Origin of the sequence: Streptomyces chrestomyceticus JCM 4735 (assembly GCF_003865135.1) — a bacterium.
In the GTDB taxonomy this organism is placed as follows: Bacteria; Actinomycetota; Actinomycetes; order Streptomycetales; family Streptomycetaceae; genus Streptomyces; species Streptomyces chrestomyceticus.
The window spans coordinates 8,085,884-8,109,881 of sequence record NZ_BHZC01000001.1; the positions used below are offsets into that span (position 1 = coordinate 8,085,884).

Below are 23,998 nucleotides of genomic sequence, written 5' to 3' on the forward strand. Positions count from 1 at the left end.
GGCTCCTGCAACCTGTTCTACGTTCCGGGGCGGACGGGCGGCTCTCGGCGGCGGCGGGCACGGCCCGCGGCCGCACGGACAGGAGGACGCATGGGCGGGACCGAACATCTGACGGTGACGCGCGAGGGCGCGACCCTGGTGCTCACCCTCGACCGGCCGGAGGCGAAGAACGCGCTGTCGCTGCCGATGCTGGTGGGCCTGCACGACGGCTGGACCGCCGCCGACGAGGACGACTCCGTGCGCTCGGTGGTGCTCACCGGCGCGGGCGGCGCCTTCTGCGCCGGCATGGACCTCAAGGCGCTGGCCGGCCGGGGCATGGACGGCGAGCAGTACCGCGAGCGCCTGCAGGCCGACCCCGACCTGCACTGGAAGGCGATGCTGCGCCACCACCGCCCGCGCAAGCCGGTCGTCGCCGCCGTCGAAGGGGCCTGCGTCGCCGGCGGCACGGAGATCCTCCAGGGCACCGACATCCGGGTGGCCGGGCAGAGCGCCACGTTCGGGCTCTTCGAGGTACGGCGCGGCCTGTTCCCCATCGGCGGTTCCACCGTCCGCCTCGCCCGCCAGATCCCGCGCACCCACGCCCTGGAGATGCTGCTCACCGGGCGCCCCTACACGGCGGAGGAAGCCGCGCGCATCGGGCTCATCGGCCACGTCGTACCGGACGGCGACGCGCTCGGCAAGGCCCTGGAGATCGCCGCGCGGATCAACGACTGCGGCCCGCTCGCCGTCGAGGCGGTCAAGGCGTCCGTCTACGAGACCGCCGCGATGACCGAGGAGGACGGGCTGAAGTCCGAACTCGCACGCGGCTGGCCGGTCTTCGACACGGCCGACGCGAAGGAGGGCGCCCGGGCCTTCGCCGAGAAACGCCCGCCCGTCTTCCGGCGCGCCTGAACCGCCGTGCCCCGCGACCGCCGTGCCCGACACCCGCCGACCGCCCGGCCCGGCACCCGCCGCGCCCGCGTCTGCCGGACCCGGCCCCCGGCGCACCCGCCCCCGTACGGAAGCGAGGAGCCCGTATGCCCCCGACCTCCCGCACCCCCGACGCCCGTACCGACGCCCCGGAAGTGCTGTCGGCCCCGCTCGTCGTGGAGTTCCCCTTCACCCGGTCCCTCGGGCCCGTGCAGAGCGCCTTCCTCACCGGGCTGCGCGAACGGGTCGTCCTGGGCGTCCGGACCGGCGACGGGCGGGTGCTGGTGCCGCCCGTCGAGTACGACCCGGCCACCGCCGAGGAGATACGTGACCTCGTCGAGGTCGGCAGCGCGGGGACCGTCACCACCTGGGCCTGGAACCCGGCCCCGCGCCCCCACCAGCCCCTGGACACGCCGTTCGCCTGGGTGCTCGTCCGCCTCGACGGCGCCGACACGGCCCTGCTGCACGCCCTGGACGCACCCGGCCCCGACGCCGTACGCACCGGGATGCGGGTCCGCGTGCGGTGGGCGGCGGAACGCACCGGCGCCATCACCGACATCGCGTGCTTCGAACCGTACGAACCGTACGAGGACGGTGCGACGCAGGAAGCCGCCCCGCACAGCGGCGAGTTCACCGACCCCGTCACCGGCATCACCGTTCCCGCCCGCCTCGACTACACCTACTCTCCCGGCCGCGCCCAGTCCCGCTACCTCGCCGCCCTCGCCGGCCACCGCACCGTCGGGGAGCGCTGCCCGTCCTGCCGCAAGGTGTACGTACCGCCCCGTGGCGCCTGCCCCACCTGCGGCGTGGCCACCCGGGACCAGGTCGAGGTCGGTCCCAAGGGCACCGTCACCACCTTCTGCATCGTGAACATCAAGGCCAAGAACCTCGACATCGACGTGCCGTACGTCTACGCGCACATCGCCCTGGACGGCGCCGACCTCGCCCTGCACGCCCGTATCGGTGGCATCCCGTACGACGAGGTGCGCATGGGGCTGCGGGTGGAGCCGGTGTGGCGCGGCGACGGCCGCTACCCGGACCACTACCGGCCCACCGGCGAACCCGACGCCGACTACGACAGCTACAAGGAACTGGTCTGATGTCCGCGACCCCCGGCCCGGCCACGGAGCGACGCGAGGTCGCGGTCGTCGCCTTCGCGCAGAGCGACCACGCCCGCGACACCGCCGAGGTCTCCGAGGCCGAACTGCTGCTGCCGGTGCTCCAGGACGCCCTCGGCCAGGCCGGTCTGCGGGCCGGGGAGATCGACTTCACCTGCTCGGGATCCTCGGACTACCTGGCCGGGCGGGCCTTCTCCTTCACCATGGCCCTGGACAGCGTCGGCGCCTGGCCGCCCATCGCCGAGTCGCACGTCGAGACGGACGGCGCCTGGGCACTGTACGAGGCGTGGGTCAAGCTGCTGACCGGGGCCGCCGAGACCGCGCTCGTCTACGCGTACGGCAAGTCCTCGTCCGGCGCGGTCCGCGACGTGCTCACCCGCCAGCTCGACCCGTACTACCTCGCGCCCCTGTGGCCCGACTCCGTCTCCCTCGCCGCCCTCCAGGCACAGGCCCTCATCGACGCGGGCGACACGGACGAGGCGGCACTCGCCGGCATCGCGGCACGCGCCCGCACCGACGCGGCGGAAAACCCGCACGCCCGGCACAGCGGACCGGTGCCGCCCGGCGACTACGTAGTGCGGCCCCTGCGCACCGCCGACTGCCCGCCCGTCACCGACGGCGCCGCCGCCGTGGTCCTCGCGGCCGGCGACACCGCGCGGCGGCTGTGCGACCGGCCCGCCTGGATACGCGGCATGGACCACCGCATCGAGGCCCACGCACTCGGCGTACGGGACCTCACCGACTCGCCGTCCACCCGGCTGGCCGCCGAGCGCGCCGGAGCCTTCGGACAGCCGGTGGACACCGCCGAACTGCACGCCCCCTTCACCGCGCAGGAGGTCGTCCTCCGCAAGGCGCTGCGGCTGGACGACCGGGTACGGATCAACCCGTCGGGCGGCGCCCTCGCCGCCAACCCCATGATGGCCACCGGACTGATTCGGATCGGTGAGGCCGCCGAGGCCGTCCGGCGTGGCGCGTCCCGGCGGGCGCTGGCCCACGCCACGTCGGGGCCCTGCCTCCAGCAGAACCTGGTCGCCGTACTGGAAGGGGACCCGCGATGAGCGAGGCCGCAGCGACCGAGCCCACAGTGTCCAAGCCCGCCGTGTCCAAGGAGCCGGTCGCCGTCGTCGGCATCGGCCAGACCCGACACGTCGCCGCGCGCCGCGACGTCTCGCTGGCCGGGCTCGTCCGCGAGGCGGCCCGACGCGCCCTCGACGACGCCGAACTGACCTGGCACGCCATCGACGCCGTGGTCATCGGCAAGGCCCCCGACTTCTTCGAGGGCGTCATGATGCCCGAGCTGTACCTCGCCGACGCGCTCGGCGCGGCCGGCAAACCGATGCTGCGGGTGCACACCGCCGGTTCGGTCGGCGGTTCCACCGCCCTGGTCGCGGCCGACCTCGTCGCCGCCCGCGTGCACCGCACCGTCCTGACCCTCGCCTTCGAGAAGCAGTCCGAGTCCAACGCCATGTGGGGGCTGTCGCTCCCGGTCCCCTTCCAGCAGCCGCTGCTGGCCGGCGCGGGCGGCTTCTTCGCCCCGCACGTCCGCGCCTACATGCGGCGTACGGGCGCCCCCGCCACCGTCGGCTCCCTGGTCGCGTACAAGGACCGCCGCAACGCGCTGAAGAACCCGTACGCCCACCTCCACGAGCACGACATCACGCTGGAGAAGGTCCAGGCGTCCCCGATGCTCTGGGACCCGGTCCGCTACTCCGAGACCTGCCCGTCCTCCGACGGCGCCTGCGCGATGGTCCTGACCGACCGCGCGGGCGCGCGGCGGGCGCCCAAGCCCGCCGCCTGGATGCACGGCGGGGCGATGCGCAGCGAACCGACCCTCTTCGCGGGCAAGGACTTCGTCTCCCCGCAGGCGGGCAAGGACTGCGCCGCGGCCGTGTACCGGCAGGCCGGGATCACGGACCCGCGCCGGGAGATCGACGCGGTGGAGATGTACGTACCCTTCAGTTGGTACGAGCCGATGTGGCTGGAGAACCTGGGCTTCGCCGCGCCCGGCGAGGGCTGGAAGCTCACCGAGTCCGGGGTGACGGAACTCGACGGGGACCTGCCCGTCAATCCCTCCGGAGGGGTGCTCTCCGCCAATCCCATCGGCGCCTCCGGCATGATCCGCTTCGCCGAGGCGGCCCTCCAGGTGCGCGGCCAGGCGGGGGAACACCAGGTCCCCGGCGCGCGCCGGGCCCTGGGCCACGCCTACGGGGGCGGCTCGCAGTTCTTCTCGATGTGGCTCGTGGGCGCCGAGCCGCCCGCCACCTGAAGCGCGCCCTGTCCCGCGCCGGGCGCGGTGACTAGGCTGACGGCGACGCCGAACCGGGAGGAGCAGCGACGTGGCCGAGGGCATCATGGAACAGCGGCTCGCGGACGGGACCAGGCCGGAACTCGACCTGACCGGCGCCGCCTGGCAGTCCAGCAGCCAGGGGATGGGCGATGTGCAGGTCGCCTTCGTCGAAGGCTGGATCGCGATGCGCAACCGGCGCACTCCGGACGTACCCGCGCTGGTCTTCACACCGGCCGAGTGGCGCGGCTTCGTCCTCGGCGCCCGGGACGGCGAGTTCGACCTCACCTGACCTGACGCGGACCGGATGACCGGACGGAGACCGCCGCCGGTCATCCGGCCGCGCGCGGCCGGGCGGCTACGCCCACAGCCCCAGCAGGAACGGGTACGCGTGCAGGACCGGCGCGGGCCCCTGGACGAGGTCGCGCAGGGTGAAGACGATGTACTCGGTGCCCTTGGTGGCGAAGAAGTGCACCTCCTCGCCCACGGTCGCGGAGGCCACCGCGTCCGGCGCCGTCCAGCCCTTGGGCAGTTGGCCCAGCGGCACCGGCTGCACCTCGCGCAGGTCCGGCGCCCGGAACCGGCCGTCGATCAGCACGGTCTGCTGCTCGCAGAACAGCAGGTACTGCGAGTCGTCGGGCCGGGCGGGCGTCGCCTCCAGGACCCGGCCGTACGGCTCCAGCTCCCGGGACGGGAAGTACTCCTCGGTCCGGTCGATGCCGTCGTTGTCCTTGTCGGAGAAGGCGACCGTCAGGTCCCCCTTGACCCCGAGGTGGGTCCGGCCGCTGCGCCGCGGCGCCCGGGTGACGAAGTCGAAGCCGCCGTGGAACTCCTTGGGCAGGTGCGGGAACCGCGCACTGATCTTCCGCGGCTCCTCCTCGACGCGGTTGCGCGAGGAGAACCGGATGACCTCGTCACCGCGGAAGCCCTCGAACCGTACGTACGGCGTGGTGTCGCCCGGCACATACTTGGCGACGGTCCCGAAGACGCCCCCGGCGGCCTCCAGCGACGCCTTGAAGACATGGGTGACGGTGGAGATGATGCCGCCGCCCGGCTCCACCAGCAGCCCGGACAGCGCGTCGAAGACCGGGTCGCCGCCGCGTGCCTGGACCGGCTCGAAGATCCACTGCTCGGCGGTGCGGTAGGCGCCGGTGTTCTCCGTCGACTGCTCGACGACCGCGCCCACCGCGGCCGCGTTGTCGCGCACGTTCATCCACAGCCCGCTGTGCAGGTTGGCGACCCGGTACGGGTCCTCGTCGACGAGCTGCCACGACTGGCTGCGGTACGCCGGGGTGTTCTCCTCCAGGTGCTCCTGGACCAGGGGCGTGCCCTTGTCCTTGCCGCACCTGCGGACCTGGAGGTAGCCGCCGCTGTGCTGGTTCTGCAGCCGGAAGGTGCGCTCGCCGCCCGGCGCGGACTCCAGCCGCCACGCCTGGGCGGCCCGCTGCGGCCAGTCGTACAGCCGCTCCTGGACGATGTCCGCGGGGGACTGTTTGGTGTGGCCCTTGACGGTCAGGTACAGGCCGCTGCTCACGTTCTTGATCAGGTACGTGCCCTTGGCGCTGACGCTCACGGGAACCTCCTGGGAGCGGACGGAAAGAGTTCCGGTTCCGGCGTCCCACCCTAGGAGCCCGCTCCCCGGGACGCGACGGTACGGCCACCAGACCCGGCCAAGGTCAGGTCCCGGCCCCCGGCCGGGTACGCACCGCCCACAAGGCCCGATTCCCGGCGGCTGCGCTCCGCCGCTCCGGCGGGCACACCAGCAACGACCGGAACAGCACGCAGGAATACGGACCGCGGTCCGCGCGGCCCGGCAGCGGGCCGCCGGTCAGGGCTGGTTGGGGATGGAACGGGCCCGCTCCAGCGAGTTCGCGGCGGCGGGGGCCGGGCCGGGCTCGCCGCGCTGAGCCGGGTCGGCCGCGCGGGACGCGTACGCGGTGGGCGGCTCCGGCGGCTGGGCCTGCTGGGTGTCCGCCAGGACCGTGGTGGCCAGGTGCCGCAGCACGTCGGCGTGCGCGTGCAGCATCTGGTGCGTACGGGTGTCCTCCGGATCGGCCAGCAGGATGCGGGCGGCGGTGTTCACGGCCCGCAGCCGCGGCTTCTGGGCCGTACGGTGCGCCCGGGGCAGCGAACGCCAGGCGGTGTTGGCGACGGTGATCAGCCGCCACAGGTCGTTGGTGCCCGGGTCGGTGTCGTAGAACCGCAGGCCGTACCGGCCGACGAGCCAGTACGAGAGGGACAGCGCCACGACCACCAGGAGGTCGAACGTCACCCAGACGCGCGCCATGTGGCCGCGGTCCACGGCCATGCCCACCAGCAGCGCCACCCCCGCGCCGCCCGCGCCGAAGAGGACCGAGGCGAGCACGCCGAAGAACGCGACGGCCGGAACGATGCCGATGCCGTTCTCGCTGTCCACCCGGAGCAGTCCCTGCCAGTGCGGGGCCAGATAGCGGGCGTAGCGGACCGGCTTCGGGGCGGGTTCCGTGACAGCGATTCTCTTCGCCCAACTCACTGCCATCGCTGCACACTCCTTCGTCGGGCATTGGCGCACGGCTTCACGCCCCGACCAACGAATCACGGAATTCCCGGATACGCTCGGCCGGGTCAAACAACGTTTCTGCTGCGGAGTTTCCTCCGGACAGCCGGGCGCGCGAGGGGCGTGGGACCGGAGTTGTTCCGGGGCACCCGGACGCGGCCGGCCGCGTGCGACGGACCGGCGGTGTTCCGGCCGCCACCCGGAAACGCGGCAGCCCGGAAAAAGAAAAAGAAGAATGACCGGAAAAACAATAACCGGAAAAGGGCGGCCGTCCGCGCCCCGGCGCCCCTCCGCACGGAGGGCGCCGGAACGCGGACGGCCGCCGGGTCTCAGCGTGCGGAACGGTGCCGGTGGGCGCCGCGGTTGGAGTACGCGTGCCGGGTGGACGCCGCCGGGGCGTCGGGGTCGAGCTGACGGATCAACTGGTGGAAGCAGAGCAGCACGGTCACCGGCGGGAGCCCCGCCACGGTGATCCCCGCCGGGGTGGTGGGGGCCTTGGCGATGCACAGCACGGTGGCCACGGCCGCGAAGAAGATCACGACGCACCAGGAGTGCGCGGTGCGGCGCCGGTGGGTACGGGCCCGCAGGATGGACAGGATGGCGGCCACCCACGGCCCGTAGACCAGCAGCGGCCACAACTGGGCGATGCGCGGTGTCGTGGCCTCGCCCGCCAGGGCCCGCAGCGGCGGGTAGGACGCCACCGCGGCGAGCAGGGCGACCGCCATCACGATCACGGACGTCAGGGTGACGGTGACCAGGCTCAGGACGCGCCGCCACGACAGCGTGCCGCCCTCCCGGGCGCCGCGGGCGGCGCGCAGGAAGGACGGCTTGCGGTGGCTGTGCCGCTCGGACGCCGGCGGGCCGGCCGTGACCGGCGGCTGTTCGGCGGTGTCCAGCAACTGCGCCAGTTCGGCGTCGAGGTCGTCGGGGACGACCATCGGCTCCGCGTCGTACACGTGCGCGTCGTAGGCGTCGGCCAGGCTCTCGTGGGCCGGCTGGTCACGGAAGAGAGGGCCGTCGGCGAGACCGAAGGCGGCCGTCAGATCGGGCTCGGAGGTGACTTGGGCGGGGATCCGGTACCCGTCGGCGGTGGACGGCATCAGCAGGTGGAGGGTGGGGGGATCGTACACGGCAACTTCCCTGCGGGCTGGGCGGCGGCGTCGGGGCCCGGGCTGTCAGGCGGCGCTGGCCGCCCTCAGCACCGCCGGGGCCCGGCGCCGTACTCGGCCTCGGCGGGCTGCGACCACATCGCCTTGATCCGGTCGAGTTCCGCGCCGAGGCGGTCCAGCAGATCGGCGGAGAGTTCCGGCCGGAAGTATTCCCTTTCGCATTCCGCTTCGGCCGGCGGCCGGTCGGTTGCGGGGGAGTCGGAGATGCCAACGGGCTTGAAGAAGCGCCGGCCGAGACGTCGGGCCGGCTGATCCACAGGAGTGTCAGGCATACATGCGGAACGAAAAGGGCCGACACAAAGGGACGGGTATCCGGTCCGGAGCGGCCCAAGTGAACTCAAGCAGACGTGGAGGGTACGAAGAGGAGGTGATCTGAAAGGTGGATGATTCGCTTCCGGAGCGCCGCCGGCGCGCGGCCCGCCGGACCGGTCACCGGCCGCCGGCGCGGGCTCCTATACCACCGATCCCCGCCGCGCGTCACCACAGCCTGGAACGGCGTGTTCGGGCGGACGGGCCCGGCGCGCCGCCGCGCCCGGACGAACGGTTGTGCGCCCAAGAGCGCCCACCTCGGAAGTAAAACGTTTTTGCCGACGTAGGAGCGGCTCCGGCGCGCGCCGTACCGTTTCAGCGTATGCCGCTCCGGTGAGCTGACCCCCACTCCGACGCGCCCCCCGGAGAAAGTGTGACCAGGGGACCGGCCAGGCGCCCCGGGTAGGTAATGGTGCGTCACATCTACCTGCCCTTCCGCTCCCGGGCCCGCTCGACGGCCGCCCGGGACACCGGCCGAACAACGAGGTGGTCCCCGATGGGAATACGTGGAGAGGCGGGCGTCCGCGCACCGCGCGGCCCCGCGGCCGCCCCCGGTACCTGGGTCGTCTCGACCGCGCCCGGCGGCGTCCCGCTGCTCGGGCACGCGCTCCGGCTGTGGCGGCGCCCGCTCGAATTCCTCGCCTCGATGCCCGCCCACGGCGACCTGGTCGCCATCCGCCTCGGCCCGCAGCGCGTCTGGCTGGCCTGCGACCCGGACCTGGTGCAGCAGATCCTCATGGACCCGCGCACGTACGACAAAGGCGGGCCGCTGTACGACACCATGCGCATGGTGCTCGGCAACGGCCTGGTCACCTGCCCGCAGAACGTGCACCGCCGGCAGCGCCGGCTGGCCCAGCCCTGCTTCCGGCCCTCCCGGATCGCCGACTACGCCGAGGTGATGAGCGCCGAGATCGGCGCCGCAGTCGAGGAGTGGCGTCCGGGCCGCGAACTGGACGTCACCGACGCGATGATGGACCTCTCCGCCCGGGTGACCACCGGCGTGCTGATGTCCACCTCCCTCGACCCGGGCCTCGCGGCCGAGGTACGCGCCTGCCTGGCGACCGCCATGCGCGGCGTGCTGCTGCGCGCGGTCGTCCCGCTCGGGCCCCTCTACAAGCTCCCGACCCCCGGCAACCGCCGCTTCGACCGGGCCCTGGCCCGGCTGCACCACATCATCGACCAGATCATCGCCGAACGCCGCGCCGGTCCCGCCCGGCACGACGACCTGCTGGCCACACTCCTCGAAGCCACGGACGACGGCGGCACCGCCACCGGCAACGACCCGGCCCCGTACGGCACTTCAGGGCCGGACAGCACTTCCGCACCGGAACCCTGCCCGGCATCCGGCCGCCCCACCCCTCCGCCCACCCCCCGGGAGGCACCCCACGCCAAGGAACCGCTCACCGACCAAGAGGCCCACGACCAACTGATGACCTTCCTGGTGGCCGGGATCGAGACCACCGCGCTGGCCCTCGCCTGGACCTTCCACCTCCTGGCGGCCCACCCCGAGGAGGAACGCCGGCTGCACGACGAAGTCGACACCGTGCTCGCCGGCCGCCCGCCCGCCCCCGCGGACCTGCCCCGGCTCGCCCACGCCCGGCGCGTGGTCACCGAAGCCCTGCGCATGTATCCGCCCGGCTGGGCGCTGACCCGCGTCACCACCACCGAGACCACGCTGGCCGGTCACCGGCTGGCACCGGGAAGCACCGTCCTGTACAGCGCGTACGTGCTGCACCAGGACCCGGTGGCCTTCCCCGATCCCCGACGTTTCGACCCCGACCGATGGTTGCCGGAACGCGCGGGGAGCGTTCCGAGCGGTGCGATGCTCCCGTTCGCCGCCGGCAACCGCAAGTGCATCGGCGACCACTTCGCGATGACCGAAGCCGTGCTCGCCCTTGCCGCCATCGCCGCGCGCTGGCGCCTGCGCCCGCCGTCCGCCAGGACCGTACGACCGGTCCCGGCGGCCGTGCTGAGCCCGGGCCCGCTGCCCATGGTCTGCCAGCTCCGCGGCAGGCCGGACGGCGGCGCAGCGCAGGCAGTGCCGTCTCAAGCACCGTGAACATGGAGAGAACCATGCAGGCAACAGGCTACGGCGCCCCGGAACACGAGATTCCCGCCGCACGTCCGGCCGCGGTCCCGTTACCGGGGGCCGGTCCGGAGCACGACCCGGACGCGGCGGCGCTGCACGCCGCCGTCGTCGTCCCTCAGCTCTTCTGCCCCATCCCGGCGGCGCCGCACCACGAGACCGCCGGCATCGAAGCGCGCGTGGTGGACTGGATGGCGCGGTTCGGGTTCTGCGACGACGACTTCCACCACGCACAGGTACTGGCCAACCGCACCGCCGAGTGGGCGTGCCGGATCGCGCCCGACGGTGCCACCGACCCGCTGCAGATCGGGGCCGACTGGTCCTGCCTGGGCCTGCTGCTGGACGACGTGTACCTGGACGGCGGGCTCTTCAGCCGGAACCCGGAACGTTTCCTCCCGATGGCCGTCCAGGTCATCCACGGAGCCGACCACCCCGAGACCACCGACGGCCCGACGGCCGACCCCTACACCGCGGCCTTCGGCGAGGTCTCGCACCGCTACCGGCGGCACGCCACCGGCACGGTCGTCCGGCGCTGGGTCGACGGCGTTGCCGAATGGTTTCTCGCCGCGTGCGTCGGCATGGGCCAGCGGGCCTCGGGAACCGTACCGAGCCTGGAGGAGTACCTCGTCATCGGCCCCCGGGACCGCGGCACCAAGGCGTCCATCGCCGTCATCGAGATGGCGGAGGGCACCTCACTGCCCAACGAGGCGGCCGAGACACCCCGAATACGAGCCCTGACCCAGATCGCCTCGGCGCTGGTGACCTTCGCCAACGACGTCTACTCGTACCACCGCGAGGTCAAGGAACAGTCCCTGGAGTCCAACCTCGTCGGCGTCCTGGAGCACGCGCTGCGCGTACCGCCCCAGGAAGCCATGACCCGGGCGGCCGCGCTGCACGACCGCCTGATGTGCCTGTACGTCACCCTGCGGGACCAGACCGCCGTACGGGCCACTCCCGAGGTGCGCTGCTACCTCGGCCAACTGGACCACTTCATCCGGGGCAACCTGGACTACAGCGCCGTGACCCCGCGCTACCGGTCCGACCCGGGTGCCGCCCCGATCCGGCACCCGCGTTCGGTGTCTGGGCGGACTCGCCCAGTGATGGGAGTCTCGAACCGCTGCCGCTGCGCCCGGTCGCGTGGTGGTGGGACCAGTTGAGTCCCGCGATGTGAGCTCAGGGGACGGCACCGTCCCCCGGCTCCGCGGTCCACGGGGCCGTCCTGTTCCCGGCGGCCCCCTCGGACCTTTCGCCCCTGTCGCAACGTCCCGGTGCCCGGCCGCGCCCCCGGCGGGCGCGGCCGGGCACCGGCAGGAAGGGTGAACCGTTGTGAGCGCACAACCCCGTGTCGTCGTGGTCGGCGGCGGGATCGCCGGCCTGTCCGCCGCCTTCCGGCTCCAGCAGGCCGGCTGCGAGACCGTCGTCCTGGAGAGCGCCGGACCGGAGATGACCGGCGGCCGGATGGCCACCGTCAACGTCTCGGGATTCGCCGTCAACCGGGCGGCGACCATCCTCATCCACAGCTACCGTGAACTGATCCGCCTCATCGCCGCGGCCGGCCTGGCCGGCGAGGTCGTCCCCGGAGGCGACCTGTTCGGCCTGGTCCGCGGCGGCCGGGTGGACCGCGTCCGCCTCGGCTCCCGCCGGCAGCTCGCCACCGGCGGGCTGCTGACCAGCTTCCCCCTCGGCGACATCGCCAAGCTGCTGCGCGACTACCGCCGCGTACGCCCGCTGCTGACGCCGCACGACATGTCCCCGATGGCCGCGGCCGACTTCGAGTCCGTCCATCAGTACGCCACCCGCCGCGGCCTGCGGCCCGAGACCCTGGAGTACCTGCTCGACCCGCTCGTCTCCGGACTGTGCCTGGGCGAGCCGGAAGAGGTGTCGGCCGCGATGCCGTTCGTCTTCCTCGACGTCATCCTGTTCGGCGGCGGCTTCTTCACCTCCAAGGACGGCGTCGGCTTCCTGCCCAAGGGGCTGGCCCGGCAGCTCACCGTCGAACACCACGCCCAGGTCACCTCGGTCGAGGAGCGCGGCGAGGAGGTGGCGGTCACCTGGCACCGGCCGGGGGAGGCGGAGCACCTGGAGACCGCTGCCGCCTGCGTGCTGGCCGTTCCGCCGCCGCAGGTGCCGCATTTGTACGGACAACTCACGGCCGACCAGCGCGAGTTCCTGGACGACGCCCCGTACGCCCGCAGCATCCACGTCGCCTTCGGGCTGGACCGCCCGACGGCGGAACGGGCCATGCTGGTGCAGGCGTCCCGTGTCGAACACCCGGACCTCTGCGCCTTCGTGCTGGAGCACAACCTCTCCCCGCAGCGCGTACCGGAAGGGGCCGGGCTGGTCATGACCCACCTGCGCGGCGCGTGGTCGGACCGCAACTGGGACCTGGGGGACGACAAGGTGGTGGACCACGTCCTGGCGGGCGTCCGGCGGATGGGCATCCTGCCCGAACTGGAGCGCCACACCACGATGACGCACATCTGGCGCGTCTCGCCGTGCCTGATCGGCCGGCGCCCCGGGGACTACCGCGCCATCGCCCGCTTCGCGGCCGGATGCGACCCGCGCGGCCGGGTCCAGTTGGCCGGCGGTGACATCCTGGGCCACTCCACCACCAACAGCAGCGTGGCGTCCGGCGAGCGGGCCGCCCGCAACCTGGTGGCCCGGCTGCGCACCGAGGGGACGCTCACGCCGGAACGCCGCTGACCCGCGCACCGGGCGGCCCAACTGCCCCCGGCGCACAACCGATTCACCCGTAAGAGTGGCTGCTTATGGGTGTATCGATCGGGCCGGACCGTGCTACACGCGGGCGCTTATAGCACGGTCCGGCCCTCGGCGTGCAGCATGTCACTCATCCTGGTTACCGGGGGTCCGTATGGGCGTACGCTCTGCGCTATCGCAGGCAGAGTGCGGCCGGACGGGCCCGCACTCGCGGCGGGCGGGAGCACCCACGCGGCGAACGGATTCAGTCATGGCCAACGGATGGGAGCAGGTGCGCAACGCACGGCGTGTCCTGCTCGAACGGAACGCCGAACTCGAAGCCCTGGAGACGGCCTTGGACCGGCTCTGCGGCCCGGGCGGCGGCCCCGCCACCGCCCGGCGCGGCGGTCTGCTCTCCTTCGCCGCACCCGCCGGCATGGGCAAGACCGCACTGCTCGGCGAGGTCCGCGCCCGCGCCGCCGCGCACGGCTGCACCGTGCTCTCCGCACGCGGCGGCGAGCAGGAGCACGGCATGGCGTTCCACGTCGTACGCCAGCTCGTGCAGCCCGTCCTGGCCGCGTACAACGAGGCCGCCTCGCGCACCGTCCTGGGCGGCTGGTACGACATCGTCGCCCCGGCCCTCGGCCTGGTGGCGGACGCGGGCGGCAGCGTGCCCGACCCGACCGGGGTACGCGACGGCCTGGACTGGCTGGTGACCCGCGTCGCCGTGCAGCAGGCCCCCACCGTGCTGGTCCTGGACGACGCGCACTGGGCCGACCAGGAGTCCCTGAGCTGGCTCACCGCATTCGCGCCCCGGGCCGAGGATCTTCCGATGCTCGTGGTGGTCGCCTACCGGCCCGAGGAACTGCCCCGCGACGCCGCCCCCTTCCGCAAGCTCGCCGAACGCCACGCCATCCGCCCCTCCCTCACCCCGTTCACCTGCGACGCGGTCGCCAGCATCGTCCGCGAGGCGATCGGCGCGGCGGCCGAGGACAAGTTCTGCACCGAATGCTGGGCGGTCACCGACGGCAGCCCCTTCGAAGCCGTGGAACTCGCCGCCGGACTCCGCGAGCGCGGCCTCAAGGGCAGCCGGGACGACCTGCCAGCCCTGCGCGACATCGCCTCCGCCGTCAAGGGCAAGGGACTGATCGACCGGCTGGACAAGCTCGGCGGCGCCGCCGTCCGCCTCGCCTGGGCGATCGCCGTCCTGGGCACCTCGGCCACCCCCGACATCACCGCCGGTGTCGCCGCGCTCGGCTCCGAGTCGGCGGTCGAGGCCGTCGCCCAGCTCCGCGAGGCACGCATCCTGGCCCGGGCCGAGGCCCCCGACGGCGTCCTGCAGTTTGCCCACCCGCTGATCGCCACCGCCGTCCACCGGGCGATCCCCGACGCGCTGCGCGTCGGCATGCACAACGTGGCCGCCGAAGCGGTGGTGGAAGCCGGACTGGGCCCGACGGTCGCCGCCCGGCACCTGCTGGAGGTGCCCTGCCAGGGCGACGACTGGGTCGTCCACCGGTTGCGCCAGGCCGCACGGGAGTACGTACGGGCCGGCGCGCCCGACGCCGCGCGCCGCTTCCTGGCCCGCGCCCTGCGCGAGCCGCCCTCGCCCGAGAACCGCGCCGCCGTCCTGTTCGAACTGGGCTCCGCCACCTTCCTCTCCGCCCACGAGGTCACCGTCAACTACCTGCGCGAGGCCCTGGAGGAACCGGACATCGACCCCGAGCTGCGCGAAGCCGTCACCTACCGGCTCGCCCAGGCACTCGCCCACACCGACCAGCTCGCCGAGGCCGCGGCGCTCGCCGCCGACGAGGCCCGCCGCACCAGCCTCCCCGGCACCCGGCTGCGGATGCAGGCCGAGAACTTCGTCTGGAGCGCCTTCCGCGCCGACGAACCGGACTCCGCGGCCCGCTCCCGCAGGCTGACCCGGCTCGCCGACCACCTCACCGGCAACGGCCTCGCCGAGCGCTACATCCTCGGCCTGCGCGCCTGGGACTGCGTGGTGCACGGCGAGCCCGCCACCACCGCCCTGCGCTACGCCGAGGCGGCCCTGGTCGGCGGACTGAGCTGGACCGAGGACAACCGCGGCTTCGAGGTGCCGGTCGCCGTCGCCATGACGTTCATGTACTGCGACCAGCCCGGCCGCGCCGAGGAACTGTTCACCCGCGGCATGGCCGAGTGCGAGCGCAAGGGCTGGCGCGGCGCCCACCTGGCCTTCGGCCACGCCCTGCTCGGCTACATCCGCTACCGCCGCGGCGCGCTGGTCGAGGCCGAGACCCTGGTACGCGAAGGGCTGCGGATCGCCGAACGGGTCGGCGGCGCCGTACCGGCCCAGTGGTACGCCATCGGCATCCTCATCGAGATCCTGCTCGCCCGCGGCCGTGTCGACGACGCCCAGGAACTCGCCGACCACTTCAGCTACGGCGACGTCGTGCCCAACGCCGTCGTCTACCCGGACTCCCGCACCGTCTACAGCGAACTGCTGCTCGCCCGCGGCCTGCACCGGCACGCCGAACACCAGCTCAAGGCGGTCGGCAGGCGGCTGGAGGCCCGCGGCATGCGCAACCCCGCCTGGTGCCCCTGGCAGCTTCACCTCGCCCGCGCCACGGCGCTCACCGACAGCCCGCGCGCCGTCGAGCTGGCCGAGGAAGGCGTACGGCGGGCCCGCAGGTTCGGCACCGCGACGGCCGTCGGCGAGGCCCTGCACTGCGCCGCCACCGTGGTCGGCGGCGGCCGGGCCCTCAAACTGCTCGCCGAGGCCGTACGGGAACTGGAGCACTCACCCGCCGGCTACGCGCTGGCCGAAGCCCTGGTCGACCACGGAGCGGCGCTGCGCCGGGCCGGCCTGCCCCAGGACGCGGCGGAGCGCCTCTACCGCGGGCTGGAGGGCGCGGTCCACTGCGGAGCCGACGGCCTGGCGGAACGCGCCCGCGACGAGCTGTCCGCGGCCGGTCTGCGCCCGCTCCAGTTGCACAGCACCGGCACCGAGACCCTCACCGCCCAGGAGCGGGCGGCCGCCGAACGGCTCGCCCTGGGCTGGCCCACCAGCCGCATCGCCGAGGAGCTGGCCACCCCGGAGACGGTCGTCACCCGCCTGCTGTCCAGCGTCTGCCGCAAGATGGGCACGGACTACGCCGGTCTGCCGAGGCTGCTGGAGACGGCCGCCCAGGGCGTCGCGCCGGTCCGGCCGCCGCTGGGTTGACGCCCGGCCCGCCGGCCGCCGGCGGCCACGTACGATGGCGGTATGTCCTTCCTCCGCCGCCGCAGCGCAGCCACGCCCGCCGGGCCTGACTTCGACGTCCTCGCCATGGACCCCGGGGACTGGCCCGGCAATCTCGGCGCGGGACTGCTGCCCGCCCCGACGGCAGTTGCCAGGGGGTCTTCCTCCGCTACGACCTGTTCGGCGGCCGCGGCCCCGCGATGATCATCGGCAACCTGCCGGAGGGCTCCCCGGCGCGCGACCTGGCGGACGGCCAGGTGCCGTTCGAGGTGGCCCAGCTCCTCGCGGCGCTGGAGAACGACGAGCCGGTCACCGTCGTCGAGACCGAGGACACCCCGGTCATGCACGACGACAACCTGCTGATCGTCAAGCGCATCAAGTGCTCCGAGGGCCGGATCTCCTGCGCCCAGTTCGACCGCAGCGACGGCGTCCTGGTCACCATCGCGAGCTGGGACCGCCCAATCACCGACGACCTGTACGCCCTCCTGAAGCCGCTGCCGGCGGAGATGTTCCAGCAGGGGTGATCCCGGGGACACCCGGTCACGGGCGACGGCGGCCGAACGCCGTGCCAGGCCGCCGAGAGCCCGGCACGGCGCCGTATCCCGTGGGCTACCGCTGCGAAGACCGCACGTCCACATCGGCCGCCCGTACGTAGCCGACCCGGTGCCCCACCTGGATCTCGTAGTAGACGTCCTCGCCGCGCACGACCGCGTGCCGGGACAGGTCGTACGTCGGTGCGTAGAAGTACTCGCCGTGCACCCGGTTGCCGACGGCGTAGCGCTGGCCGGACAGCAGCTTGTACGGGAGCGGGGTGACGGCCTGTACCGGCACGCCCGCCGGATAGGCCGCCGCCTCCGGGTACGCCCGCCCGTAGACCGGGATGTCCGCCCGGCCCGCCTTCGGCGTGATCACCAGGCCCTTCGCGTCGACCGCGGTGGGCTGCTTCGGCGGGTTGTGGAACCACGCCTTCTGGCCCAGGTACCAGATGGCCGTCCACTCGCCCCGGCGCTCCGCGACCGCGTAGCGCTGGCCGGTGGTGGCGCGGGCGCCGGTGTCGTTCACCCCGGTCGTGGAGGGGCTGCCGTCCGGCCGCAGCCCGATGTCCTGGACCAGCGGCGCGCTCTCACTCGGCTCGGTGTGCAGGCGTACCGCGGCCGACCCGTGCGGTGCGCACGGCTGGCCGGGCTTGACGCAGTCCGTGTAGACGGGGCGGTGGCGGTCGTAGTCGGGGCGGATGGTGACCAGACCGCCTCCGGGGCCCGCCGTGCGCACGAACGGCGCGCCCAGCAGCCGGAAGTAATGCGCCCAGTCCCAGTACGGGCCGGGGTCGGTGTGCATGCCCTTGATCGTGGCCGGTGTCGTGCCGGGCACGTTGTCGTGGCCGATGATGTGCTGCCGGTCCAGCGGCAGGTCGTACTTGTGCGCCAGATAGCGCACCAGCCGCGCCGAGGCCCGGTACATCGCCTCGGTGTACCAGGCGTCCGGAGCCGCGAGGAAACCTTCGTGCTCGATCCCTACGGAGTGCGCGTTCACGTACCAGTTCCCCGCGTGCCAGGCGACGTCCTTCGTCGGCACGTGCTGGGCGATCAGCCCGTCCGCCGACCGGATCGTGTAGTGCCAGGACACATACGTCGGGTCCTTGATGAGCTTCAGCGTCGTCTCCCACGACCCCTCGGTGTCGTGCACGACGATGGCGTCGACGCTCTGGTCCTCGGGCCGGTCGGCCTTGTCGTGGTTGCCGTAGTCCCCGTCGCCGAACTCCTCGTACGGCGCGGGCACGGACACACAGGAGACCGTGTGCGGGCATTCGAGGCGGGAACCGCCCGACGGCGCGGGGGCGGCCCGCAGTCCCAGGCGTGCGAGCTGTGTGCGGTCCGGCGTCAGCCCCGGCGCGGCGGGCAGTGTCACCCGCTGGCCGGAGTCGGTCGTACGGGACTGGCCCTGCCGCAGGACGTCGTACACGTCGTCGGCGAAGCCCGCCGCCGTCCGGGCGTCGTCCGCGCCCGGATACCGGGCGACGGCCCCGTACCAGCGGGCCGGGTCGGCGGAGCGCAGCCCCAGGCGGCGCTGCTCCTCGGCCAGCAGCGCCGCACCGCCGCGGATGTTGGCGGCCGGGTCCCGGCGCAGCCGCTCGGCGGGCAGCCCGGTCAGCCGCGCCGCCCGCTCCAGGGTGCGCAGCCGGGCGGGCAGCTCCGTGACGGCCGGGAGCCGCGCGGGGGCCCGCTTACGGGCGCGGGAGTCGTCGCCGCGCGGGTCCTCGTCACCGTCGCTGTGGTGCGGTCGCTCGGCCAGCGCCGTACGGGCGTCGGTCAGGTGCATCGGGCCGTAGCCGCCGGACACGCTGGGCGCGCCGCCGTGCCCGTCCCAGCGCGACTCCATGTACGCCACGGCCAGCAGCACGTCCCGGGGGACGCCGTAGCGCGTGGCGGCGTCCGCGAACGCCTGCTGGAGGGAGCCCGCGGCGGGCTGTGCCGCCGCGGCGCGGGGCTGCCCGTCCGCGCCGGACGGCGCGGCGGAGACCAGCGGCAGCAGCAAGGCCGCCGCCGCGACGGCGGTGGCGGCCCTGTGCGCTCTGGAGCGGGGGGTTCTCTTCTCGTCGGATCCTCGCAATGCAGCCTCCTGTGGCCGACCGGGACGAGCCGGGGCGTCTGGCGGATGGTGTGCATACGGCCGTGCGCGGAACGGGATCCTTACAGCTATCGCCTGGCCGACGATCCGTCAATCACCGTGCGCCCCAAGGGTTTCGGATGTCAGCACGCAACCCGGAATCCCGTACGAGAACGGCTGCAGCCCCCGGCGCACGGGTGAGCGGCACGCCCCTACGGCGTGCCGCTCACATGCCCCCGTGGCGGATCAGCGGGTGCCGACCGCCGCCCGTACCGCACGGCGCGCCATCTGGCAGTCGTCGTGCAGCCGGCGCAGCAGCAGCCGCTGCTCCTCGCCCGCCGCAAGCGCACCGGGGTGTCCCGGCCCCGGCGTGCCCGTCGGCGTGGGCTCGCGCATGGTGCGCTGCACGGCGGTTTCGTAACGCCGTATTTCGCGGGTGAGCACCAGCATCAGATTGACCAGGAAGGCGTCCCGCGCGGCCGGTCCCGCGGCCTGCGCGAGCTGGCTGATCTGGCGGCGCGCCACAGGGGCGTCACCGAGCACCGACCACAGGGTCGCGAGGTCGTAGCCCGGCAGGTACCAGCCGGCGTGGTCCCAGTCGAGCAGCACCGGACCGGCGGGGGAGAGCAGGACGTTGTTCAGCAGCGCGTCGCCGTGGCAGAACTGGCCCTGGGTGTGGGCCAGGCCGTGCAGCAGCTTCTGCAGGTCACCCAGGTCACGGTCGGTCAGCAGGCCGAGGTCGTGGAAGCGCCCGATGCGGCCCGCGTAGTCCAGCGGCGCGTCGAACATCCCGGCCGGCGGCCGCCAGAGGTTGACCCGGCAGATCGCGCCGAGCGCGGCCCGTACGTCGGCGCGCGGCGGTGCTTCGGTCGGATGCCGTTGGAGGGAGGCGACCCGGCCGGGCATCCGCTCGACGACCAGGGTGCAGTTGTCAGGATCCGCGGCGACCAGCCTCGGTACGCGCACCGGCGGACGGTGGCGTACGAAGGACCTATAAGCAGCTATTTCGTGCCGGAACCGCTCGGTCCACGCGGGGGAGTGATCCAGTAAACACTTGGCGACCGCGGTCGTACGGCCGGTGGTGCCCACCAGGAGGACGGACCTGCCGCTCCGGCGCAGCACCTGGACCGGATGGAACTCGGGACAGATGCGGTGCACGGAGGCGACCGCGGCGCGCAGTTGAGCACCCTGGGGGCCGGACAAGTCGAGTCTCCCGCTGAGCGGTTGGGTGCCTCCCCCTTGCACCCGCCGGTTGCGGCCGCCGGTGAGGCCGGAAACCGCCCCCTGAGACTGGGAGGGGTCGAGATACGGCCCGCTTCCCGGAGGCTGCGGACGGTACGGCCGGTTCGGGGCGCTCACGGCGGACGATGCTGCGTACATGGGTGAGACAGATCCCTTCGTGCGCCGACGAGTTGCAGTGCGGCTCCCGGCCCGGCGACCCGGGGCCCGAAGGCCCCGGATCCGGTGTCCGCACCCTGGGGAATGCGGTACCGACACCGGGCCGGGGGCTGCACTTCTACAGAACACGCGGGCGCGGGTGGCAGACCATCTGGCGGACCCTGGCGAACCCTGGCGAATGCTCGCGGGCGTCCTCGGCGGGCCGTTACTGTCAAGTCAGTCGAGGAACCTGGGGGCTTGACGTGGACAGGGAGCCGAACACCCGTCTCGCGGACCTTTTCGGCCTGGCCGGCTGGTCCAAGGGCGAACTGGCGAGACTGGTCAACCGGCAGGCGGCCGCCATGGGGCATCCGCAACTGGCGACCGACACCTCGCGGGTACGGCGCTGGATCGACACGGGGGAGACCCCGCGCGACCCGGTGCCCAAGGTGCTCGCCGCCCTGTTCACCGAGCGTCTCGGCCGTGTCGTAACCATCGAGGACCTCGGGTTCGGTCGTTCCGGGCGCGCGGGGAGGAAACAGGCCACGGACGGTCTCCCGTGGCCGCCCGAGCGAACGGCGGCGGTCCTCACGGAATTCACGGGAATGGACCTCATGCTCAACCGACGCGGCTTGGTGGGCGCGGGCGCGGCGCTCGCCGCGGGCTCCGCACTCAGCAGCGCCATGCACGACTGGCTGCACACCGACCCGGCGCTGGCAGCCGACGCCCCCCGATTCGACGACCCGTTCGACTACCACTCCATCGACCAGATCGGCTACGACCGTTACGAAGCGGCCCCCGTGGGGTCGCAGGAGATCGACGCCCTGGAGCGCTCGGTCGAGGTCTTCCGCGCCTGGGACGCGGCCCGCGGCGGCGGGCTCCAGCGGAAAGCCGTGGTGGGCCAGCTCAACGAGGTGGGCGGAATGCTCGCCTACCACCACCCCGAGCATCTGCAGCGCAGGCTGTGGGGGGTGGCGGCCAACCTCGCCGTCCTGGCGGGCTGGATGTCCCACGACGTGGGGCTGGAGCCCACCGCCCAGAAGTACTTCGTCATCGCCGCCCACGCGGCGCGCGAGGGCGGCGACCGGCCGCGGGCCGGCGAGGCGCTCTCCCGGGCGGCCCGCCAGATGGTGCACCTGGGCCGCCCCGACGACGCCCTGGACCTGATGAAGCTGGCCAAGTCCGGCTCCGGCGCCGAGACCCTGCCGCGGACCCGCGCGATGCTCTGCACCATCGAGGCGTGGGCCCAGGCGAGCAAGGGACAGGGCCAGGCCATGCGGCGCACCCTGGGCGAGGCGGAGGAACTGTTCATCGCCGACCGGGGCGACGTGCCGCCGCCGAGCTGGATGCAGATGTTCGACGAGGCGGACCTGCACGGGATGCAGGCGCTGGCCTTCCGTACGCTGGCCGAGCACGACCCGCGGGCGGCGAAGATCGCCCAGGCGCACGCCAAGCAGGCGCTGCGGCTGCGCGACAACGGACGGCAGCGGTCGCAGATCTTCGACTACCTCTCGCTGGCCTCCGCCTGCTTCATCGGCAACGACCCCGAACAGGCCGACCGCTACGCCCGGCTGGCCCTGGTGTCCATCAAGGAGAACTCCTCCCACCGCACCTGGGACCGGCTGCGCGAGATGTACCGGCTCACCGGCCGGTACGCGAACTACACCACGATCCAGGACCTGCGGGAGGAGATCCAGCGGGTGATGCCGAAGGCCAAGAACAAGGGGCTGGGGCCGGGGATCGGCCCGGTGGGCAGCAACCTGCGGATCTGACGCCGGCGCGAGCCGAACCGGGCCGGAACGAGGCGCGCCAAGACCCGTGACCCCGGTCCTGGCCGTACGGACACCGCGTCATGCGGTCACCGTGCCGTACGGGCACCGCGCCACGTGGACACCGCGCCAGGGGTTTCCGCTACCCGCTCACCCTGGCGATCAGCACACACGCGTCGTCCTCGCGCTCGGCACTGCCGAACTCCTCGGCGATGACGCGGACACAGTCCTGCGCGTTGCGCGCCGCGGCGAACCGCGGTGCCAGCGACAGGAGGCGCGCGGCACCCTCGTGGGGCGCGAGCGCGCCGTGCGCCCGGCGCGGCACCAAGCCGTCCGTGTGCAGCACCAGAAGGTCGCCGGGCTCCAGTTGCTCGCACCGCTGCGTGTAGGCGGCTCCGGTGGTGGCGCCGAGCAGGACGCCCTCCGGGGGGCTCAGCGGGCTGCCCGTGCCGTCGCGGAACAGCAGTGGGGCGGGGTGGCCGGCCTGGGCCCAGACGAGCTGACGGGAGGCGGGGTCGAAGCGGCAGCAGACCGCGCTGCCGAGGGCGGGCTGTGCGGAGGTGTCCAGCAACTGGTTCAGATAGCCCATCAGCGGGCCGGGTTCCTGACCGGACACCGCCATGCCGCGCAGCGCGCCGAGCACCATGGCCATGCCGGACGTGGCGGTGGCGCCGTGGCCGGTCAGGTCGCCGACGCTCAGCAGGGTCCGGCCGTCCGGCAACTGGAGCGCGTCGTACCAGTCGCCGCCGATGAGGGCGCTGGTGCCGGAAGGGAGGTAGCGGGCGGCGAGGTCGAGTGCGACGGGCCCGCCCTGCGGGAACCGCAGGGAGCCGCGCCACGGCGGCAGCACGGCTTCCTGCAGTTCGACCGCAAGCCGGTGCTCGGTCCGCGCCATGTGCCGTTGACGCTGCAGCGAGTCACGGGTCTCGCGCACCGCCCGTTGGCTGCGACGCAGCTCGCTGACGTCGCGCAGCACGGCCCACATGCACGCCGTACTGCCGTCGGCTTCGAGCACCGGCTCGCCCACCATGTGCACCGTACGGACGCTCTGGTCGCCGCGTACGATGCGGAACTCGTCGTCGATCGGGCGGCCGTCCACCAGGCAGTCGGTGACCATCGTGGTCAGTAGCTGCTGGTCCTCGCAGAAGACCAGGGACGGCAGCTCGTCCAGGGTCAGGGGCCCTTCGGCCGGGTCCCGGCCGAAGATCCCGAACAGTTCCTCGGACCAGCTCACCTCGTCGGTGAGGAGGTTCCACTCGGCGCTGCCGACCCGGCTGAGCAGTGAGCCGCGCGGATGCCCCGCGGGCTCGGGCGGCGCCACCGGCAGCCGGTCACCGTCCGCCGCGTCCGCCGTGTCCGGGGCCGTCCCGGGGTCGGCGGGCAGGCCCTCCCGGAGCTGGTCCAGGTGTCCGCCGAGATCGTCGAGGTGGTGGACGGCGAGGTCGCACAGCGCCCGCTGCCAGCGCGACTGGGGGTCGTCGGGCTCGTCACCGGCCGCCGAGGTCTCCCGGCGTACGGCGTCCAGGCCGCCCCGCAACCGGCGTGCCTGGGTGATCAGGGCCTCGACCACGTCGCGCTCGGGCGGCTGGGCGGCTGGTCGGTCCGCGAACAGATGGGACGGCATGACGTTCTCCGATATCAGGCGGCGCCGGGGCCTGGTCTGACGGAAGGGCCGGTAACGACTGTTGCACAGGCTGCGACCGCCCGTAAGGGATTTGGCATTACCCGATACGGTGGTGCATTTGGCATATGCCCCTGGCCTCCCTGGGGCATCCTCCGGCGGAATCAGCGGAACGGAGCGTTCCAGGCTAGGCTTCGGCCGCCGTAGCGCGCGCGGTCCCACCGATCCATGGTGGGAACGACGCATACGACCCGTGGTCACCGGCAAGAATGCCGGTCAGCGGAAATCCCGTTGCCAGC

The 23,998-nt window shown here is 73.3% G+C and carries 17 protein-coding genes and 1 pseudogene; 11 read left to right on the forward strand and 7 right to left on the reverse strand.

What is annotated here, in order from left to right:
• The first annotated feature begins 90 nt into the window (after positions 1 to 90).
• The 5 genes from EJG53_RS35445 to EJG53_RS35465 all read left to right on the forward strand — a co-directional run bounded on the left by EJG53_RS35445 (position 91) and on the right by EJG53_RS35465 (position 4,603).
• Entirely contained in the window at positions 91 to 891 is an 801-nt protein-coding gene (locus EJG53_RS35445; protein ID WP_125048331.1) for a crotonase/enoyl-CoA hydratase family protein, read from the forward strand.
• A 125-nt stretch (positions 892 to 1,016) separates the two neighbouring features.
• Positions 1,017 to 2,009, forward strand: coding sequence for a Zn-ribbon domain-containing OB-fold protein (locus EJG53_RS35450; RefSeq protein ID WP_125048332.1), 993 nt, complete (start codon positions 1,017 to 1,019; stop codon positions 2,007 to 2,009).
• Positions 2,009 to 3,085, forward strand: coding sequence for a thiolase domain-containing protein (locus EJG53_RS35455; RefSeq protein ID WP_125048333.1), 1,077 nt, complete (start codon positions 2,009 to 2,011; stop codon positions 3,083 to 3,085). The genes EJG53_RS35450 and EJG53_RS35455 overlap by 1 nt, the downstream gene beginning before the upstream one ends.
• 41 nt (positions 3,086 to 3,126) lie before the next feature.
• Positions 3,127 to 4,293 (forward strand): thiolase domain-containing protein, encoded by a 1,167-nt coding sequence (locus tag EJG53_RS35460; RefSeq protein WP_125049809.1) that lies wholly within the window; start codon positions 3,127 to 3,129, stop codon positions 4,291 to 4,293.
• A gap of 85 nt (positions 4,294 to 4,378) precedes the next feature.
• A complete protein-coding gene (locus EJG53_RS35465; RefSeq protein ID WP_032926544.1) occupies positions 4,379 to 4,603 on the forward strand; it encodes a DUF397 domain-containing protein in 225 nt (74 codons plus the stop codon).
• A gap of 66 nt (positions 4,604 to 4,669) precedes the next feature.
• Here the strand turns inward: EJG53_RS35465 and EJG53_RS35470 are convergent, their stop codons facing one another.
• The 4 genes from EJG53_RS35470 to EJG53_RS35485 form a co-directional block, all read right to left on the reverse strand.
• Positions 4,670 to 5,884 (reverse strand): RICIN domain-containing protein, encoded by a 1,215-nt coding sequence (locus EJG53_RS35470; RefSeq protein WP_125048334.1) that lies wholly within the window; start codon positions 5,882 to 5,884, stop codon positions 4,670 to 4,672.
• A gap of 255 nt (positions 5,885 to 6,139) precedes the next feature.
• A complete protein-coding gene (locus tag EJG53_RS35475; RefSeq protein ID WP_125048335.1) occupies positions 6,140 to 6,829 on the reverse strand; it encodes a hypothetical protein in 690 nt (229 codons plus the stop codon).
• Between the two features lie 347 nt (positions 6,830 to 7,176).
• On the reverse strand, positions 7,177 to 7,977 hold the full coding sequence (locus EJG53_RS35480; protein ID WP_125048336.1) for a DUF2637 domain-containing protein: 801 nt from the start codon (positions 7,975 to 7,977) through the stop codon (positions 7,177 to 7,179).
• 65 nt (positions 7,978 to 8,042) lie between these two features.
• Positions 8,043 to 8,288, reverse strand: a complete 246-nt coding sequence (locus tag EJG53_RS35485) for a hypothetical protein (protein ID WP_125048337.1) — start codon at positions 8,286 to 8,288, stop codon at positions 8,043 to 8,045.
• A 533-nt stretch (positions 8,289 to 8,821) separates the two neighbouring features.
• Between EJG53_RS35485 and EJG53_RS35490 the strand changes: the two genes are divergently transcribed.
• From EJG53_RS35490 to EJG53_RS35510, 5 genes and pseudogenes are all read left to right on the forward strand, one after another.
• Positions 8,822 to 10,384, forward strand: coding sequence for a cytochrome P450 (locus EJG53_RS35490; protein WP_125048338.1), 1,563 nt, complete (start codon positions 8,822 to 8,824; stop codon positions 10,382 to 10,384).
• 14 nt (positions 10,385 to 10,398) lie between these two features.
• Positions 10,399 to 11,568, forward strand: a complete 1,170-nt coding sequence (locus tag EJG53_RS35495; RefSeq protein WP_125048339.1) for a terpene synthase family protein — start codon at positions 10,399 to 10,401, stop codon at positions 11,566 to 11,568.
• A gap of 169 nt (positions 11,569 to 11,737) precedes the next feature.
• Positions 11,738 to 13,114 (forward strand): protoporphyrinogen/coproporphyrinogen oxidase, encoded by a 1,377-nt coding sequence (locus EJG53_RS35500; protein ID WP_125048340.1) that lies wholly within the window; start codon positions 11,738 to 11,740, stop codon positions 13,112 to 13,114.
• Between the two features lie 265 nt (positions 13,115 to 13,379).
• On the forward strand, positions 13,380 to 16,307 hold the full coding sequence (locus EJG53_RS35505) for an ATP-binding protein (RefSeq protein ID WP_125048341.1): 2,928 nt from the start codon (positions 13,380 to 13,382) through the stop codon (positions 16,305 to 16,307).
• 42 nt (positions 16,308 to 16,349) lie between these two features.
• Positions 16,350 to 16,849: pseudogene (locus EJG53_RS35510) on the forward strand (hypothetical protein).
• An 85-nt stretch (positions 16,850 to 16,934) separates the two neighbouring features.
• Here the strand turns inward: EJG53_RS35510 and EJG53_RS35515 are convergent.
• Complete coding sequence (locus EJG53_RS35515; protein ID WP_125048342.1) at positions 16,935 to 18,935, reverse strand: peptidoglycan recognition protein family protein; 2,001 nt, start codon at positions 18,933 to 18,935, stop codon at positions 16,935 to 16,937.
• 243 nt (positions 18,936 to 19,178) lie between these two features.
• A complete protein-coding gene (locus EJG53_RS35520) occupies positions 19,179 to 20,312 on the reverse strand; it encodes an aminoglycoside phosphotransferase family protein (RefSeq protein WP_125048343.1) in 1,134 nt (377 codons plus the stop codon).
• Between the two features lie 260 nt (positions 20,313 to 20,572).
• On the opposite strand from EJG53_RS35520, the gene EJG53_RS35525 reads away from it, so the two are divergent.
• Entirely contained in the window at positions 20,573 to 22,081 is a 1,509-nt protein-coding gene (locus tag EJG53_RS35525) for a DNA-binding protein NsdB (protein WP_125048344.1), read from the forward strand.
• A gap of 139 nt (positions 22,082 to 22,220) precedes the next feature.
• On the opposite strand, the gene EJG53_RS35530 is transcribed toward EJG53_RS35525, so the two are convergent.
• On the reverse strand, positions 22,221 to 23,702 hold the full coding sequence (locus EJG53_RS35530) for a PP2C family protein-serine/threonine phosphatase (protein ID WP_125048345.1): 1,482 nt from the start codon (positions 23,700 to 23,702) through the stop codon (positions 22,221 to 22,223).
• Positions 23,703 to 23,998 lie beyond the last annotated feature (296 nt).